The organism is Dehalococcoidales bacterium, assembly GCA_030698765.1.
Lineage (GTDB): Bacteria > Chloroflexota > Dehalococcoidia > Dehalococcoidales > UBA2162 > JAUYMF01.
In genome coordinates, this window is record JAUYMF010000103.1 from 1 (window position 1) to 13441 (window position 13441).

Genomic DNA, 13441 nt, shown 5'->3' on the forward strand with positions numbered 1-13441 from the left:
TGGATTCACGCTGAAACAGTTGTACTGCAACCCGTAAGACAAATAAATTTACCAAGCCTATACCAAATGCCAGAATAAGTGCTGAGAATGCAGTAAACCAGATAATTCCGGTTATTTGAAGGGCAATCAGCGCCAATACAGGTAAAACCACAAGAAGGACAAGATTTTGAGCGCCTTTGGCATCTTTTGCCCTGGAGGAGCCAATAACACCCAGCAGAAAACTCAAAATGGTAACGGTGGGTGTGAACAGAAAGAGACTGATAAACCAGACCGGCGTCATGACCATATCAAGAAGATAACCCCATCCCATCGCTCTCACCACCAGCAAGAAGATACCGGAACAAATCCAGGTAACGATTAGTGATGGAATAGCTCCCGCCAGGGCTTTGCCTAAGAGTAGTTCCCATGTTTTAACCGGAGTTGCCAGTAAAGCTTCTAGGCTTCCCGAAAGTTTCTCATCAACAATGCTGAAGGTAGCCACGCTCACGGAAATCATTACCGGAATTAGGAGCATATAGAAACTGAATTGACTGAGTAGAAGCACCTGAAACCGTTCGCCTCCGGACAGTAATGCTACTTCTGGGGTAGCTCTTTGGAGATTTGCCAGGGCATTCTGAAAGATTGATATATTAAGCGCCGATTCACCGGCGAAATTCACTGCCAGCCAGATATAAAGTATCAATTGCCCGATAATTAGCAGCGGCAATAGAGTAACCAGTAAAGTAGTGTTGATATCTGTAAACAGGAATTGCCACTCTTTCAATAAAATGTTAACGATCCGCTTGCGGCTCACGTTATTTTCCCTCACGAATCAGTTTCAAATACGTTTCCTCGAGCGGGTGTTCTCTTTCCGAAACCTCGAGAATCCGGCCACCGGCATCAACAACTGTTTTTACTAATTCGGGACGATTTTTGTCCGGCTCAGTTAGCACAAGAATCAACTGGCTGCCTTCCTCCTTTACATCCTCTACAAAGGCAAGTTTTCTCACTGTATCCACAACCGTTATACTCGGACTTACCAAACGAATGATTACCTCACGTCGGAAAAACCGATGGCGAAGGTTTGAGCTTGTGTCGAGAACCAGCAATTTAGTCCGGATAACCGCAATCCGATGACAGAGTTGCTCGGCTTCTGTCAGATTATGAGTCGAAAGAAAAACAGTATGCCCTTCATTGCTAAGTCGTTTCACCAGTTCCCTGACTTCCTGGGCTGCCTCCGGATCAAGCCCTGCGGTCGGTTCATCTAGAAAGAGGACTTTCGGCTCGTGGAGCAAAGCCCGCGCCAGTGCCAGACGCTGTTTCATACCCTTGGAAAACGTACCCACTCGGCTCTGCCGGCGTTCCCAGAGTCCCATTAATTTCAGGTATTTTTCTACGTGAGCTTCGACATCAATGTTGGAATAGAAACCGGCAAAGTATTCCAGGTTCCGACGGGCACTCAACTTCTCATAAAAGCCCGGGGTCTCGGTTAATAATCCAATACCTTCATGCAGACGATCAATTTCACCATCAGTTCGCTGGCCGGCTATCACCGCATATCCTGAAGTAGGGGCAATGATACCTGCCAGAATACGAATGGTGGTTGTTTTACCTGCCCCGTTAGGCCCAAGAAAACCAAGTACCTCACCTTCGTCAACTTCAAGATTCAGGTCTTCTACTGCCGTAATATTACCAAATCTCTTGCTGATATTGTGTGCTTCGATTATCGTCATCTTGATTAATCCAATCTTTGCGCTATCCTTCAATCATAATTGTCTTGGTCACATCAGCTGCAATTGCAAGTATAGGATAAACGTAGTCGCCTATCAAATTTCAGCAGAATGAGAAGCATGTTCAACAAGTTCTAATAGTCTGCTCACCCAGTTATCAATGCATCCTATTTCAAAGAGGTGCTGTCCATTCTGTTTTTCACTTCATTGTCTACTCCCCGGGAGGGGCATGATAAAGGAGCTATTATGCAGGTAATGTTCCAAAGCGTTTTGTCAGGAGAGCTGGGAGTATCACGACGAGGGATGAAAAATAACTGATCATATATAAGTAGAACATGCCAATTCCCTGAAAACCTGAAGAGGGTGACATACCAAAGCCGCGTGTTGCTGACCCAGCGAGGAAGTCAAAGAAAAACACCGCTGGACCAGTGATTATAAAAAGAGCGAAACCGAAGAGCAGTGTGGTTTGCCACGCTTTTAGGCGCCATCTGCGTACTGCAGAAGTTCCACTCATGATACACCTTCCTTATTATGTGTATATATCTAAAGGCTACTTATTGTGGATGACAATGCTACCACCGGCGATGGCCGTCGTCGGGTCAGCGTTGTCGCTATTGTCAGTTTGATTGTCGTAGACAATATTGCCGCTAGCCTTGTCCCAAATCTTGATTCGGAACTTGTCTATGCCACCCCCGCCATTGACCTGGCCGTCTGTGGCAGTGAGTATGAAGCCGTAGCTTCCAGTCCCATTAATCGTCCCGGAACCCTTGTATTGAGCCTTTACCCCAGCAATAACAAGCCAATCATAGCTGGTGCTGTGGAAATTCAAATTGGCCATGCGGAACTGGAACTCGGTCTGCCCGGTTGGAATATCGGCACCCTTCTGGTACTTCGAAACAAAGCCAAAGGTGGCCTTTCCGGTAAGGTCAGGCTGAGCATAGGCTCCCGCTGGGGAATCAAACCAGCCGCCGCCGGTAACGAACCCTGCGCTCGGGTCATAAACGACAACGTAATGGTAGACTGCTTGTGCCGATGCTCCTGTCGCATCAACTACTGTCAGGGTAATGTCGTAGACGCCAGCCTGCTGCTAAAACAAAACGTGCATCCGGCCGTGGTTCAGCAGAGGTTGGGACACGCCAGTATAGCGACCACTATAGACGTATACTCTCATATCATGCCGGGTCTTCAAGCGGCTGCCGCCAACGGTTTTTGACGACTTCGTGCGCCCCCGCGGCAGGGAATCTCAAAAGGAAATTCCAGAGAAATTCGTAGCAAAATCCGCAGTGAATTCGTAGCAAGAAAGAAAAAGCCCTCGAAATCTTTTTGAAATCGGGGGTTTTTAGCTTCAAAAATTGGTAGCGGGGGTTGGATTCGAACCAACGACCTTCGGGTTATGAGCCCGACGAGCTGCCACTGCTCCACCCCGCGTCTCATTTTGAGTATAAGCTTTAGCGGTTGGGGTGTCAAGCCATTCTCAATGGGGCTGGTTGCTGTTCTCCGTGATTTCAATGAACCTTTTAAGCCTTTCCTCTTTGAGGAACGAGACTAAGGTTGACAAACAGCTTTCAGCAAAGTAAGATTAGTTATATTGGTAAGGTAGATACTGACCAGTACTGTCAGGTGGAATAACCTTACCTTTTGCCTATTTCTGGGCTGAGGAGTTACACCGATTTGAAAATACTGATGGTTTATCCCCAGTACCCGGATACCTTCTGGAGTTTTAAACACGCGCTAAAATTTGCCTCGAAAAGGGCGTCTTTCCCTCCTCTGGGTCTGCTGACGGTGGCGTCCATGCTCCCCGCTGACTGGGAGAAAAAGCTGGTAGATACTAACGTGATCTCTCTGGCTGATGAAGATATCAAGTGGGCTGATTATGTTTTTATCAGCGCAATGGCGGTGCAGCGTGACTCGGTGAGGGAGATTATCGCCCGCTGCAGGCAGCTTGGCGCCAGGATAGTTGCCGGCGGTCCTCTCTTTACTACCGGTCATGATGAGTTTGAGGGGGTCGACCATTTCGTGCTTGGTGAAGCTGAGGTTACCCTGCAGCCCTTTTTAGATGACCTGGTCAAGGGGCGCGCCAAACCTATTTACACCTCCAGCGGATGGCCGGATATCAGCCAGACCCCTCCCCCGATGTGGTCACTGATTGACATCAAACATTATTCAGCGATGAGTCTGCAGTATTCCCGGGGTTGTCCTTATAACTGCGAGTTTTGTGACATCGTCATACTGAACGGTCATAAACCCAGGACCAAGAGCAAACCTCAGACAGTAAACGAGCTGGAGGCTTTATACCAGCGTGGCTGGCGTGGAGCCATCTTTATTGTCGATGATAACTTTATCGGCAATAAGAGGAAGCTTAAGACGGAAACGCTGCCGGCGATAATTGAGTGGACGAAGGAGAAAAAATACCCGTTTACCTTCTATACCGAGGTCTCCATCAATCTGGCTGATGATGAAGAGCTGATGGGACTGATGATTGAGGCCGGGTTTGACCGCGTCTTTGTCGGTATTGAGACCCCGAATGAGGAAAGCCTGGCTGAATGTAACAAACAGCAAAACAGGGGGCGTGATTTGACCGCCTCAGTAAAGAAGCTGCAGAACCACGGGTTTGAAGTGCAGGGCGGATTTATTATCGGCTTTGATAATGACCCGGTCTCCATCTTCAGGAGCCAGATAAACTTTATCCAGAAGAGCGGTATCGTGACGGCGATGGTCGGCTTGCTCAATGCTCCGCGCGGTACCCGGCTTTACCAGCGTCTGAAAACGGAGAACCGTATATTAGAGTCCATGTCCGGCGATAACACTGACGGTTCCCTTAACTTTATCCCCAAGATGAACTACGAAACACTGATCACCGGCTACAAGCAAGTTCTGGATACCATTTACTCGCCCCGGCATTACTACGAGCGAATCAAGGAGTTCCTCAGAGAATACAAGCCGCCAAAACTGAAAACCATGCCTCACATGGAGCTTTATCATCTCGAAGCCTTTTTTAAGTCTATCTGGGTGCTGGGTATCAAAGAAAAAGGTAGAAAGTACTACTGGAAGCTTTTTATCTCGACCCTGTTCAAGCATCCTCGGGCTTTTCCTCTGTCGATAGCCCTCTCTGTCTTCGGTTACCACTTCCGCAAGGTCGCTGAGAGGTTCAGCGGGTCGCTGGCGGAGAATACACCGGTTTCAGGAGAATAAAGAAACCAGAGAAGAAAATTGCTCCTTACCTCTCCTCCTCGATGCCATTTTATACGCTAGCGGGTCGTTGTCTATTTTGTGGTCATGGTTTTATCTGCGCCGTGTTGATTAAACTGTCGCTGCGGAGGGTAACGATAAAAAATCCCGATTAAATGCTATTATCACGGGCGATTGCTTCGCCTCTCGCCGGCTCACAATGACACTATCAATCAGTTCCGAATGGTACCATGGTGGAAAGGCTGTATTTTCATTTTAGTTATGTTAAAATGTAGGTGCTGCTGCCGGGTCAGGTTTTGGTGGAGAAATCAGAGGGCACCCAGGCGGTCTGTTAAATCAATCGGTAGCCAGGAGGTATGGTGAAAGAAGACATCGAGCAGTTTCTGACTTTTCTTGCCGTAGAGAAAGGATTTTCCGATAATACGCTCACCGCTTATCGTAATGATCTTTCTCAATTGGCCGCTTTTGTTAATGGTGAGGCTACCGGGCCTGGTTCACCTCCGGTGTGGTCTGATTTCAACCGACAGGGAGTATTGAGCTATCTGCTCAACCTTAAAGAAAGGAACTATGCCGCCACGACTATTGCCCGTAAAGTGGCGGCAGCCAAGTCTTTCTTTAACTTCATGGTGACTGAAGGCAAATTAAAGGATAACCCCACGGAGAACGTGGGTTCACCCAATGTGGGCAGGTTGTTACCTAAGCCTATTTCAGTCAGTGAGGTCCGCCGCCTGTTAGAGCAGCCCGCCAAACTGTCTACGCCGGAAGCGAAAAGAGACCGGGCAATGCTGGAGTTACTATATGCCAGCGGCATGAGGGTAAGCGAGTTGATTTCCCTGAACCTGGGTGACGTGGATGTGACCGGTGATTCCGTGCGCTGTTTTGGCAAGGGAAACAAGGAGCGCCTTATCCCGATTTACCGGCAGGCAGCACTGATAGTCAAGGATTATATAGAAGGTGCCCGTACTCATCTGGCCCGTAATCGTGACGAGAAGGCTTTATTTCTTAACCGGCGCGGTGAGAGACTGACCCGGCAGGGTTTCTGGCAAATATTAAAGGGTTACGCTAAAGCGGCCGAGCTGGATGCGGAGATTACTCCTCATACGTTGAGACACAGCTTTGCTACTCATATGTTGAGCGGTGGCGCTGACCTGAGATCAGTGCAGGAGTTACTGGGTCACGCCAATATTTCTACCACGCAGGTTTATACCCATCTCACCACCGAGCACGTCCGGCGTGCCTATGAGAGATCTCATCCCAGGGCTAAATAGTTTAGCCGAGGGGTTGTACCGGAGAAGAAGACGCGGTATCTGAAGTAAAGAGTCTGTTGGGAGTTCAAAAAATGCCTGATAAGTCAAGTCACAGGAAAAAGAAGTATTCCGCACAGCCTAAAAAGAAGAAAGCGCATTCAAGCCATGCGGTCACCGTTGAACAATCTCCAGTTGGGGAGGTTGTTTCCACTACCAGAGTGGCGACTCCCGCCACTGCCACACCTTCACCGGCAGCGCAGCCGGCGGTTGTTCGGCATCCTTACATCGCCGCAGAACTGAAGACCATTGGCACCTTGACCGGTATCATGCTGGTTATTCTTATCGTACTGGCTTTAGTGCTAAACTGAACCTGTACCGCTGGCGAAGGTTATAATGAGCCTTAAACGGTGGCTTTTTGTCGCTATCTTCATATTTAGTGGCGGTGTGGTGGCCGGTCTGTCTTCTTCGGAGCCTGCCACAGGTCTCCTGGGAGAGAACCTGGCTGCTCTTGAGGAGATTGCCGATTTCTTGGCGCCACTTCCGCCATCGGAAGTCTTTGTTATTATTTTTCTGAAAAATGTCTCGGCTCTTTTAGTAAGTTTCCTCTTCAGCCCGCTTTTCTGCCTGGTACCGGTCACCGCGCTGGTGATTAATGGTTGGCTCCTGGGGCTGGTGTCAATTATGATAGTAGAGCAGGAATCCCTGGGCTATTTGCTGGCCGGTTTACTCCCTCACGGTATTTTTGAACTCCCGGCCTTCTTTCTGGGTGAAGCAGTGGCTCTTAGCTTTGGCGTCACGGTGATGCTCGCCCTGTTTAAGAAAGAAAGAGGACAGATAATCCGCTCCAGCCTCCGGCGGAATTTTAAGTATCTTTTCGTGGCGATATTATTGCTCTTGCCGGCAGCTATCATTGAGGCTTATATTACTCCGCTGCTACTGTCCCGTTGAACCGTTCCCTGTTACCGTTACTTGCCGTACCCGTCCGGGTGCGGTTATAATAGTGACCGAATAACATGAAAAGCGGGTGATTAGATGGAACAATATGGACTGGAGAAAATTCGTAATCTTGTTTTGTTGTCCCATAATGGCGCGGGAAAGACATCTCTCACTGAGGCTATTCTATTTGATACCAAGGTAACCACACGGCTGGGTAAGGTTGATGATGGCACTACTTTATCAGACTACGACCCGGCGGAAATAAAACACCATATCAGCATTAATCTGAGCATATTTCCCTTCCCGTGGCAGGATATCAAGATCAATCTGCTCGATACTCCCGGCTATTCTGACTTCGTCGCCGAGGTCAAGACGGGGATTCGTGTTAGTGAGGGGGCGGTAATCGTGGTGTGCGCGGCTTCCGGAGTGGAAGTTGGCACCGAGCAGGTCTGGGGCTATAGCGAGGAAGCCAATCTCCCCCGCTTGATCTTTGTCAATAAGATGGACCGTGAGAATGCTGATTTCTACCGCACTGTGAAGGGGATTCAGTCGAGGTTTGGCGCCCGGTGCCTGCCTCTGCAGTTACCGATCGGTGCTCACGTTGATTTTCAGGGAGTAGTTGACCTGCTGTCGATGAAAAGCTATGCCGCTTTTGATGATAAGGGGGGCGAAATACCCCAGAACCTGCAAGCCGAGGCAGAGTCTTACCGTGAAAAGCTGATTGAGGCGGCGGCGGAAGCCAGTGATAGCCTGCTGGAGAAGTATCTCGGGGGAGAAGATCTCAGCCCGCAGGAAATCAGTGATGGTCTGGTGCAAGCGGTATTGACCGGCCGGATAGTACCGGTTCTGGCCGGTTCGGCCTTAAAGAATATTGGAATTCAACTGTTGCTGGATGCCATAAATGCTTATCTGCCATCTCCCGCAAAACGCGGGGTGACGATCACCAGTGATTCCGGTGAGATGGAGATAATTGAACCTCGTGAGGAGCCTCCTCTAGCCAGCCTGGTATTTAAGACCAGCGCCGACCCTTACGTAGGCAAGCTTACTTACTTCCGGGTTTATACCGGCGTTATGGAGAGTAACTCCCAGGTCTGGAATTCAACCAAGGGTGAAGCGGAGCGTATAGGGCAGCTATTTATGGTCAGGGGCAAGAGCCAGGAGCCGGTGCCGCAGGTCAGGGCGGGAGACATCGGGGGGGTGGCGAAATTGAATGTAAGCACTACCGGGGACACGCTGTGCAGTCGTGATAAGCCGGTGAAAATGGTCCCCATTTCCTTTCCTAAACCAGTCTTCAGTGCGGCGGTGTATCCCAAGACCAAGGCTGACCTTGATAAACTGGGAGCCGCCTTATCCCGGCTGACCGAAGAAGACTCTACCCTGAAGATGCACCGGGATAGGGACACCGGAGAGACCATTCTATCCGGGCTGGGTGAGACTCAGCTTCAGGTGGCTGCCGAGAAGGTATTGGCTAAGTTCGGTGTGGGCATTGAGCTGAAGACCCCCAAGATCCCTTACCGCGAGACGATCATGGTGCCGGCTAAAGCCGAGTATAAGCATAAGAAACAGACCGGCGGGCACGGCCAGTACGGTCATGTCATGCTGGAATTAGAACCTTTGCCCCGCGGTAGCGGACATGAATTCGTCGACAAGGTGGTGGGGGGGCGTATCCCCAAGAACTACATTCCGGCGGTAGAGAAAGGGGTTAACGAGGCGGTGCAGGAAGGGGTTCTGGCCCACTACCCGGTTACTGATGTCAGGATAACTGTGTATGATGGCAGTTTTCACCCGGTGGATTCTTCCGAAATCTGTTTTAAGATTGCCGGGGCGGGAGCGGTCAGGAACGGACTGTCCCAGGCGCAACCGGTCCTTCTTGAGCCGGTAATGAACATTACGGTGCGCGTCCCTGAAGACTATACCGGTGATATTATCGGAGACCTCAATACCAAGCGGGCCCAGGTGCAGGGGATGAACCCGGAAGATGGCACTAATGTTATTCAGGCGCAAGTGCCTCTGGCTGAAGTCTTGAATTACACGATAGACCTTAAGTCAATAACCCAGGGCAAGGGTAGTTTTGAGATGGAGTTCAGTCACTATCAGGAGACTCCCCAGCACATCGCCCAGAAGGTCGTCGCTGAGAAACAGGCCGAGAGAGTCTGATTTCGGCTGGTTTCAGTGTCCCGTAATCAGGATGTCATTCCGGATCCAGGGAACCCACTGCAAAATCTTAGATTTTGCAGTGGGTTATTCACCGCTTGTTCCCATAGCCGGTTGACAGTCTTATTTGGCCAGAAGTTCCTTGACCTTCTGAGTGAAGGCCGGGATGACCTGTTTCCAGTCGCCGACGATCCCGTAACGGGCTACTTTGAAGATGTTGGCCTCCGGGTCCTTGTTGATAGCGACAATGGTTTTAGCCCCGGAGCAGCCAGCCAGGTGCTGGCTGGAACCGGAGATGCCTATTGCCAGATAGAAATCCGGGGAGACGATCTTGCCGGTTAGCCCGACCTGTGCTGTATCCGGCATCCAGCCGCTATCACAGGCGGGACGGCTGGCGCCAACCGCCCCTTTGAGCGCTTCCGCCAGTTCGGTCAGCTTGGCAAAACCCTCAGCCCCACCGATGCCCCTGCCGCCGCTGACTATTACCGCCGCGTCTTCCAGTCTTATCCCTTCCACTTCTTCCTTCACCTTTTCCAGTACCTTGGTCCTGATAGCCGACGGGTCCAGACCGGCCTCAATCTTAACTACCTCCCCTTTACGGGAGGAATCAGGCACGGCGGGCGCCATTGCTTTGGCTCTGATGGTGGCTATCTGCGGGTCAGTATCATAGGTATAGACAGCCTGGGCGTTACCTCCGTATACCGGTTTGGTCTGCAGCAGGCGTTTCGTGTTAGGATCGACTTCTATCCCCACGCAGTCCAGGGTAGCGGCTGTGCCCAGGCGAAAAGCCAGCCTGGGCGCCAGGTCACGCCCGATGCCGGTCTGCCCCATGAGAATAACCTGGGGCATTACCTGCTTGGCTACCTTTTCCATGACGACGATATAAGAGTCGGTCTGGTAGTCCGCGAGCAGAGGGTCATCAACGACGTATACCTTGTCCGCCCCCAGGGCAATGGCTTCCTGGGCTAAATCACTTACTCCGCTGCCCAACAGGGCTACGCTCAGTTCCTGTCCCAGGTCATCAGCCGTCTTCCGTCCACAACCCAGAAGCTCAGCGGCTATGCTGCTGATTTTTCCTTCAGTGACTTCGCCATAAATCATAACACCTTTATTGTCAGACATTAATTTAACCCCCTTAATTTAAACTGGTAACAGTTTCACTTCGCATGATTTAGCCAGGTCTTGTTTACAGTATCTTGGCTTCTCTCAGTTTCATGGCGAGCTTGAGGGCGGCATCTTCCGGATTTTCTCCTTCTATCAACTCGCACTTGCCTTCAAAGACCGGCTGGAACAGTTTGACTATCTTGGTTCTCCGTCCGGAGGTGCCAATCTGGGATGTTTCCGCGCCTATGTCAGCCGGTTTCCAGACCACGGGTTCCATGCGCTTGGCGGCCATAATACCCTTGATAGTGGGGTAGCGGGCTTCACCAAGCTCGTTGGTTACCGTGATTACGGCTGGCAGAGATACCTCGACGACTTCATAGCCATCGGTGGTAAGCCGCTCGACCCGTGCCTTACTATCGGTGACGTCTATTTTCTTGGCCAGGGTTACACTGGGCAGCCCCAGTATCTCGGCGATGGCTGAGCCTACCTGCCCGGTATCCCAGTCAGCCGCCTGACGGCCGCAGAAGATGATGTCATACTCGCCTATTTTCTTGATTGCCATCGCCAGGGCATAAGCGGTTGACCAGCTATCACCCTCACTGAAGGCTTCGTCTTCGAGCAGGACAAGCTGGTCAGCTCCCATTGATAGCGGTTTTTTGACCACGTCCCTGAGCAGGTTAACACCCAGGCTCAGCGCTGTGACCTTACCGCCTTTGGCGTCCTTAATTCTGAGCGCCGCCTCAATGGCGTTCTCATCGAACGGGCTGATTACCGGTGGCACTCCCTGAGGTGGTATTACTTTGTTGGTTGCGGAATCGACTCTGAAACTGGCCGGTGGCGCTTCAGGGTCAGTCACCTGCTTGCAGCAAACAATCATGTTCATCGCGTGCCTGTTCCTCCTTGTAAATTATTATAAAGTTGGCTCTCCGGGTTGGGGTAAAACCCAATTGTTTAATCTAGCATCAAATGGGTTTTGGAGTCAAGCTGTTAGCCGGGTGGCCTCTGCAAAAAGAGTCAGATTCACCACCCGGTCAATACCGCCTAAGTCCGGCGTTACGGCTATCCCGGCCACAGGAAAGAGGTCGCGCAGCAGGGTGATTACCGGCGCTTCCTGCCCCTGTCCAATTTCCAGGAGCAGGTGACCGCCGGGCTTAAGTTTATCACCGACCTGCGTGCATAGCCGGCGTATCTTCTCCAGACCGTCCGTACCACCGTTTAACGCCAGGTGTGGCTCGAAGTCCCGCGTGTTTACCTGCGCCAGCTCGGATTCCTTGATATAAGGTAGATTGGCTACTATCAGGTCAGCAGGCTCAGGCAGAGGGTCGAGCATATCGCCTGCTAAGAGGCGGATTTTGTCGCTCACCCCGTGCCTCCGGCAGTTAACCAGGGCGACTTCAAGGGCGGCGGTTGATACATCGGTGGCATAGATTTTGACACAGGGCAGGTTTAGCGCCAGGCTGACGGCGATGGCGCCACAGCCGGTACCGATATCAGCGATGGCGGCGATACTCCGGTACTGAGCCAGTTCCAGGGCTTTTTCGACCAGTAGCTCGCTTTCCGGCCTGGGGATGAGCACCGCCGGGTTAACATAGAAATCAATCCCGTAGAACTCGCGGTGGCCGGTGATATAGGCGGTGGGCTCACGGTTGAGGCGGCGCCTGACCAGGTCCTGGAACATTTTGTTCTGTTCGGGGCTGAGTTGTCGGTCAAATCCCTGATAAAGCTGAACGCGGTTCCTGCCCAGGGCGCATCTGAGCAGCAGTTCCGCTTCCAGAGCGGAATCCTCGATATTGCCGGCTGCCAGAACTTCGCGGGCATGGATCAATGCTTCTTTTACGGTCAAGCCGTTTGCTCCTGTAGCTGTTTTGCCTGTTCGCTGGTAGCCAGAGCATCGATGAGCTGGTCAAGGTCTCCTTCCATGATGCGGGGCAGATTATGAAGGGTCAGACCAATGCGGTGGTCAGTAACGCGGTCCTGGGGGAAATTGTAGGTGCGTATCTTTTCGGCGCGTTCCCCGGTGCCCACCTGGGAACGGCGCTGCTGCGTTATCTGCTCTTCCTGCTTTTGCTGCTCCATATTAAGGAGGCGGGCACGGAGCACAGCCATCGCCTTGGTCTTGTTCTTCAGTTGCGAGCGTTCGTCCTGACAAACAACAACGATACCGGTGGGCTGGTGGGTGATGCGTACCGCGGTGGCTACTTTGTTCACATTCTGCCCGCCGGCACCGCCACTGTGATAGATATCAATTCTGAGGTCGTCAGGATTAATGGTGAGTTCAACTTCATCGGCCTGAGGGAGCACGGCTACCGTAGCCGTGGAAGTATGAATCCTGCCTGAAGACTCGGTGACCGGTACTCGCTGGACGCGGTGGGAACCCCTTTCGTATTTGAGCCGACTGAACGCTCCCTCACCCTTTATCTCAAAAATAATTTCCTTAAAGCCGCCGACACCGCTTTCACTGACGCTGATGATGTCTGTTTCCCAGCCTTTGGTCTGCGCGTAGCGGGTGTACATACGGAATAAGTCGGCGGCAAACAGGCCAGCCTCATCACCGCCAGTCCCGGCCCTTATTTCCATGATGATGTCTTTCTGGTCGTTTTCGTCTCTGGGCAGCAGCGCCAGCTTTAGCTCTTCAAGATGCTGCTCCATGCGTGCCTCCAGGTCTTCTATCTCCTGCTTGACCAGCGCCTTCATTTCTTCATCGGGACCGTCCTTGAGCATTGTCCGGGTTTCCTCCAGAGACTTGGCGGTTGCCTTGTATTCCCGGTATTTTACTACCAGGTCTTCAATACTCGCCCTCTCCCGAGCCAGCTTTTGCAGCCGCTTCGGGTCAGAAGCGGCTTCCGGCGTGGCGATTTGCGCTTCCAGTTCACGGTAACGTTTATCCAGCTGTTCTAATTTGTCCCACATAGCTAACTCACCACCTGGAATTATAGCACAGGCGCAGGAGCGCTTAAAGTCAGAGAACGGAGGTACCTGTTATGTCCGGTTGTTTTATCTACGGTTGGAGGTTGTCCGAAAATGGTTGATTGTCATCCTTCGCTTCGCTCAGGATGACAAAAAACCATTTTAGGACAGCCGGAGGACTTTATTGTTATTTTT

General features: G+C 51.4%; 12 protein-coding genes and 1 tRNA gene. 6 read left to right on the plus strand and 7 right to left on the minus strand.

Annotated elements, in window-relative coordinates; genetic code table 11:
* On the minus strand, positions 1-793 hold a 793-nt coding region (locus tag Q8Q07_04780; protein MDP3879604.1), incomplete at its 3' end, for an ABC transporter permease subunit.
* Between the two features lies 1 nt (position 794).
* A complete protein-coding gene (locus tag Q8Q07_04785) occupies positions 795-1712 on the minus strand; it encodes an ABC transporter ATP-binding protein (GenBank protein ID MDP3879605.1) in 918 nt (305 codons plus the stop codon).
* Between the two features lie 556 nt (positions 1713-2268).
* On the opposite strand from Q8Q07_04785, the gene Q8Q07_04790 reads away from it, so the two are divergent.
* Entirely contained in the window at positions 2269-2922 is a 654-nt protein-coding gene (locus tag Q8Q07_04790) for a hypothetical protein (protein ID MDP3879606.1), read from the plus strand.
* Positions 2923-3062: 140 nt separating this feature from the next.
* On the opposite strand, the gene Q8Q07_04795 is transcribed toward Q8Q07_04790, so the two are convergent.
* Positions 3063-3137 (minus strand) — tRNA-Met (locus tag Q8Q07_04795).
* A gap of 243 nt (positions 3138-3380) precedes the next feature.
* Here Q8Q07_04795 and Q8Q07_04800 point away from each other — a divergent pair.
* The 5 genes from Q8Q07_04800 to fusA all read left to right on the plus strand — a co-directional run bounded on the left by Q8Q07_04800 (position 3381) and on the right by fusA (position 9238).
* The gene (locus tag Q8Q07_04800; protein MDP3879607.1) at positions 3381-4901 is read left to right on the plus strand and encodes a B12-binding domain-containing radical SAM protein; all 1521 of its coding nucleotides are present in this window, start codon (positions 3381-3383) and stop codon (positions 4899-4901) included.
* 353 nt (positions 4902-5254) lie between these two features.
* Positions 5255-6166: a site-specific tyrosine recombinase XerD gene (xerD, locus tag Q8Q07_04805; protein ID MDP3879608.1), complete on the plus strand. Its 912-nt coding sequence runs from the start codon at positions 5255-5257 to the stop codon at positions 6164-6166.
* Positions 6167-6237: 71 nt separating this feature from the next.
* Complete coding sequence (locus Q8Q07_04810) at positions 6238-6513, plus strand: hypothetical protein (protein ID MDP3879609.1); 276 nt, start codon at positions 6238-6240, stop codon at positions 6511-6513.
* Positions 6514-6538: 25 nt separating this feature from the next.
* Entirely contained in the window at positions 6539-7093 is a 555-nt protein-coding gene (locus Q8Q07_04815; GenBank protein MDP3879610.1) for a stage II sporulation protein M, read from the plus strand.
* Positions 7094-7177: 84 nt separating this feature from the next.
* Positions 7178-9238: an elongation factor G gene (gene fusA / locus Q8Q07_04820; GenBank protein ID MDP3879611.1), complete on the plus strand. Its 2061-nt coding sequence runs from the start codon at positions 7178-7180 to the stop codon at positions 9236-9238.
* Positions 9239-9358: 120 nt separating this feature from the next.
* Here the strand turns inward: fusA and Q8Q07_04825 are convergent, their stop codons facing one another.
* The 4 genes from Q8Q07_04825 to prfA all read right to left on the minus strand — a co-directional run bounded on the left by Q8Q07_04825 (position 9359) and on the right by prfA (position 13249).
* Positions 9359-10357, minus strand: a complete 999-nt coding sequence (locus Q8Q07_04825; GenBank protein ID MDP3879612.1) for an electron transfer flavoprotein subunit alpha/FixB family protein — start codon at positions 10355-10357, stop codon at positions 9359-9361.
* A 64-nt stretch (positions 10358-10421) separates the two neighbouring features.
* Positions 10422-11222 carry an electron transfer flavoprotein subunit beta/FixA family protein gene (locus Q8Q07_04830; GenBank protein MDP3879613.1) on the minus strand — a complete coding sequence of 267 codons (801 nt, stop codon included), beginning with the start codon at positions 11220-11222 and terminating at the stop codon, positions 10422-10424.
* A 96-nt stretch (positions 11223-11318) separates the two neighbouring features.
* A complete protein-coding gene (prmC, locus tag Q8Q07_04835) occupies positions 11319-12182 on the minus strand; it encodes a peptide chain release factor N(5)-glutamine methyltransferase (protein ID MDP3879614.1) in 864 nt (287 codons plus the stop codon).
* The gene (gene prfA, locus Q8Q07_04840; protein ID MDP3879615.1) at positions 12179-13249 is read right to left on the minus strand and encodes a peptide chain release factor 1; all 1071 of its coding nucleotides are present in this window, start codon (positions 13247-13249) and stop codon (positions 12179-12181) included. The genes prmC and prfA overlap by 4 nt, the downstream gene beginning before the upstream one ends.
* Positions 13250-13441: the final 192 nt, after the last annotated feature.

Excerpts from the sequence above, each read along its gene's own strand:
- Q8Q07_04830 (MDP3879613.1), bottom strand. The coding sequence starts at position 11,222 with ATGAACATGATTGTTTGCTGCAAGCAGGTGACTGACCCTGAAGCGCCA.
- Q8Q07_04785 (MDP3879605.1), bottom strand. The coding sequence starts at position 1,712 with ATGACGATAATCGAAGCACACAATATCAGCAAGAGATTTGGTAATATT.
- xerD (MDP3879608.1), top strand. The coding sequence starts at position 5,255 with ATGGTGAAAGAAGACATCGAGCAGTTTCTGACTTTTCTTGCCGTAGAG.
- Q8Q07_04810 (MDP3879609.1), top strand. The coding sequence starts at position 6,238 with ATGCCTGATAAGTCAAGTCACAGGAAAAAGAAGTATTCCGCACAGCCT.
- prfA (MDP3879615.1), bottom strand. The coding sequence starts at position 13,249 with ATGTGGGACAAATTAGAACAGCTGGATAAACGTTACCGTGAACTGGAA.
- Q8Q07_04815 (MDP3879610.1), top strand. The coding sequence starts at position 6,539 with ATGAGCCTTAAACGGTGGCTTTTTGTCGCTATCTTCATATTTAGTGGC.
- Q8Q07_04825 (MDP3879612.1), bottom strand. The coding sequence starts at position 10,357 with ATGTCTGACAATAAAGGTGTTATGATTTATGGCGAAGTCACTGAAGGA.
- fusA (MDP3879611.1), top strand. The coding sequence starts at position 7,178 with ATGGAACAATATGGACTGGAGAAAATTCGTAATCTTGTTTTGTTGTCC.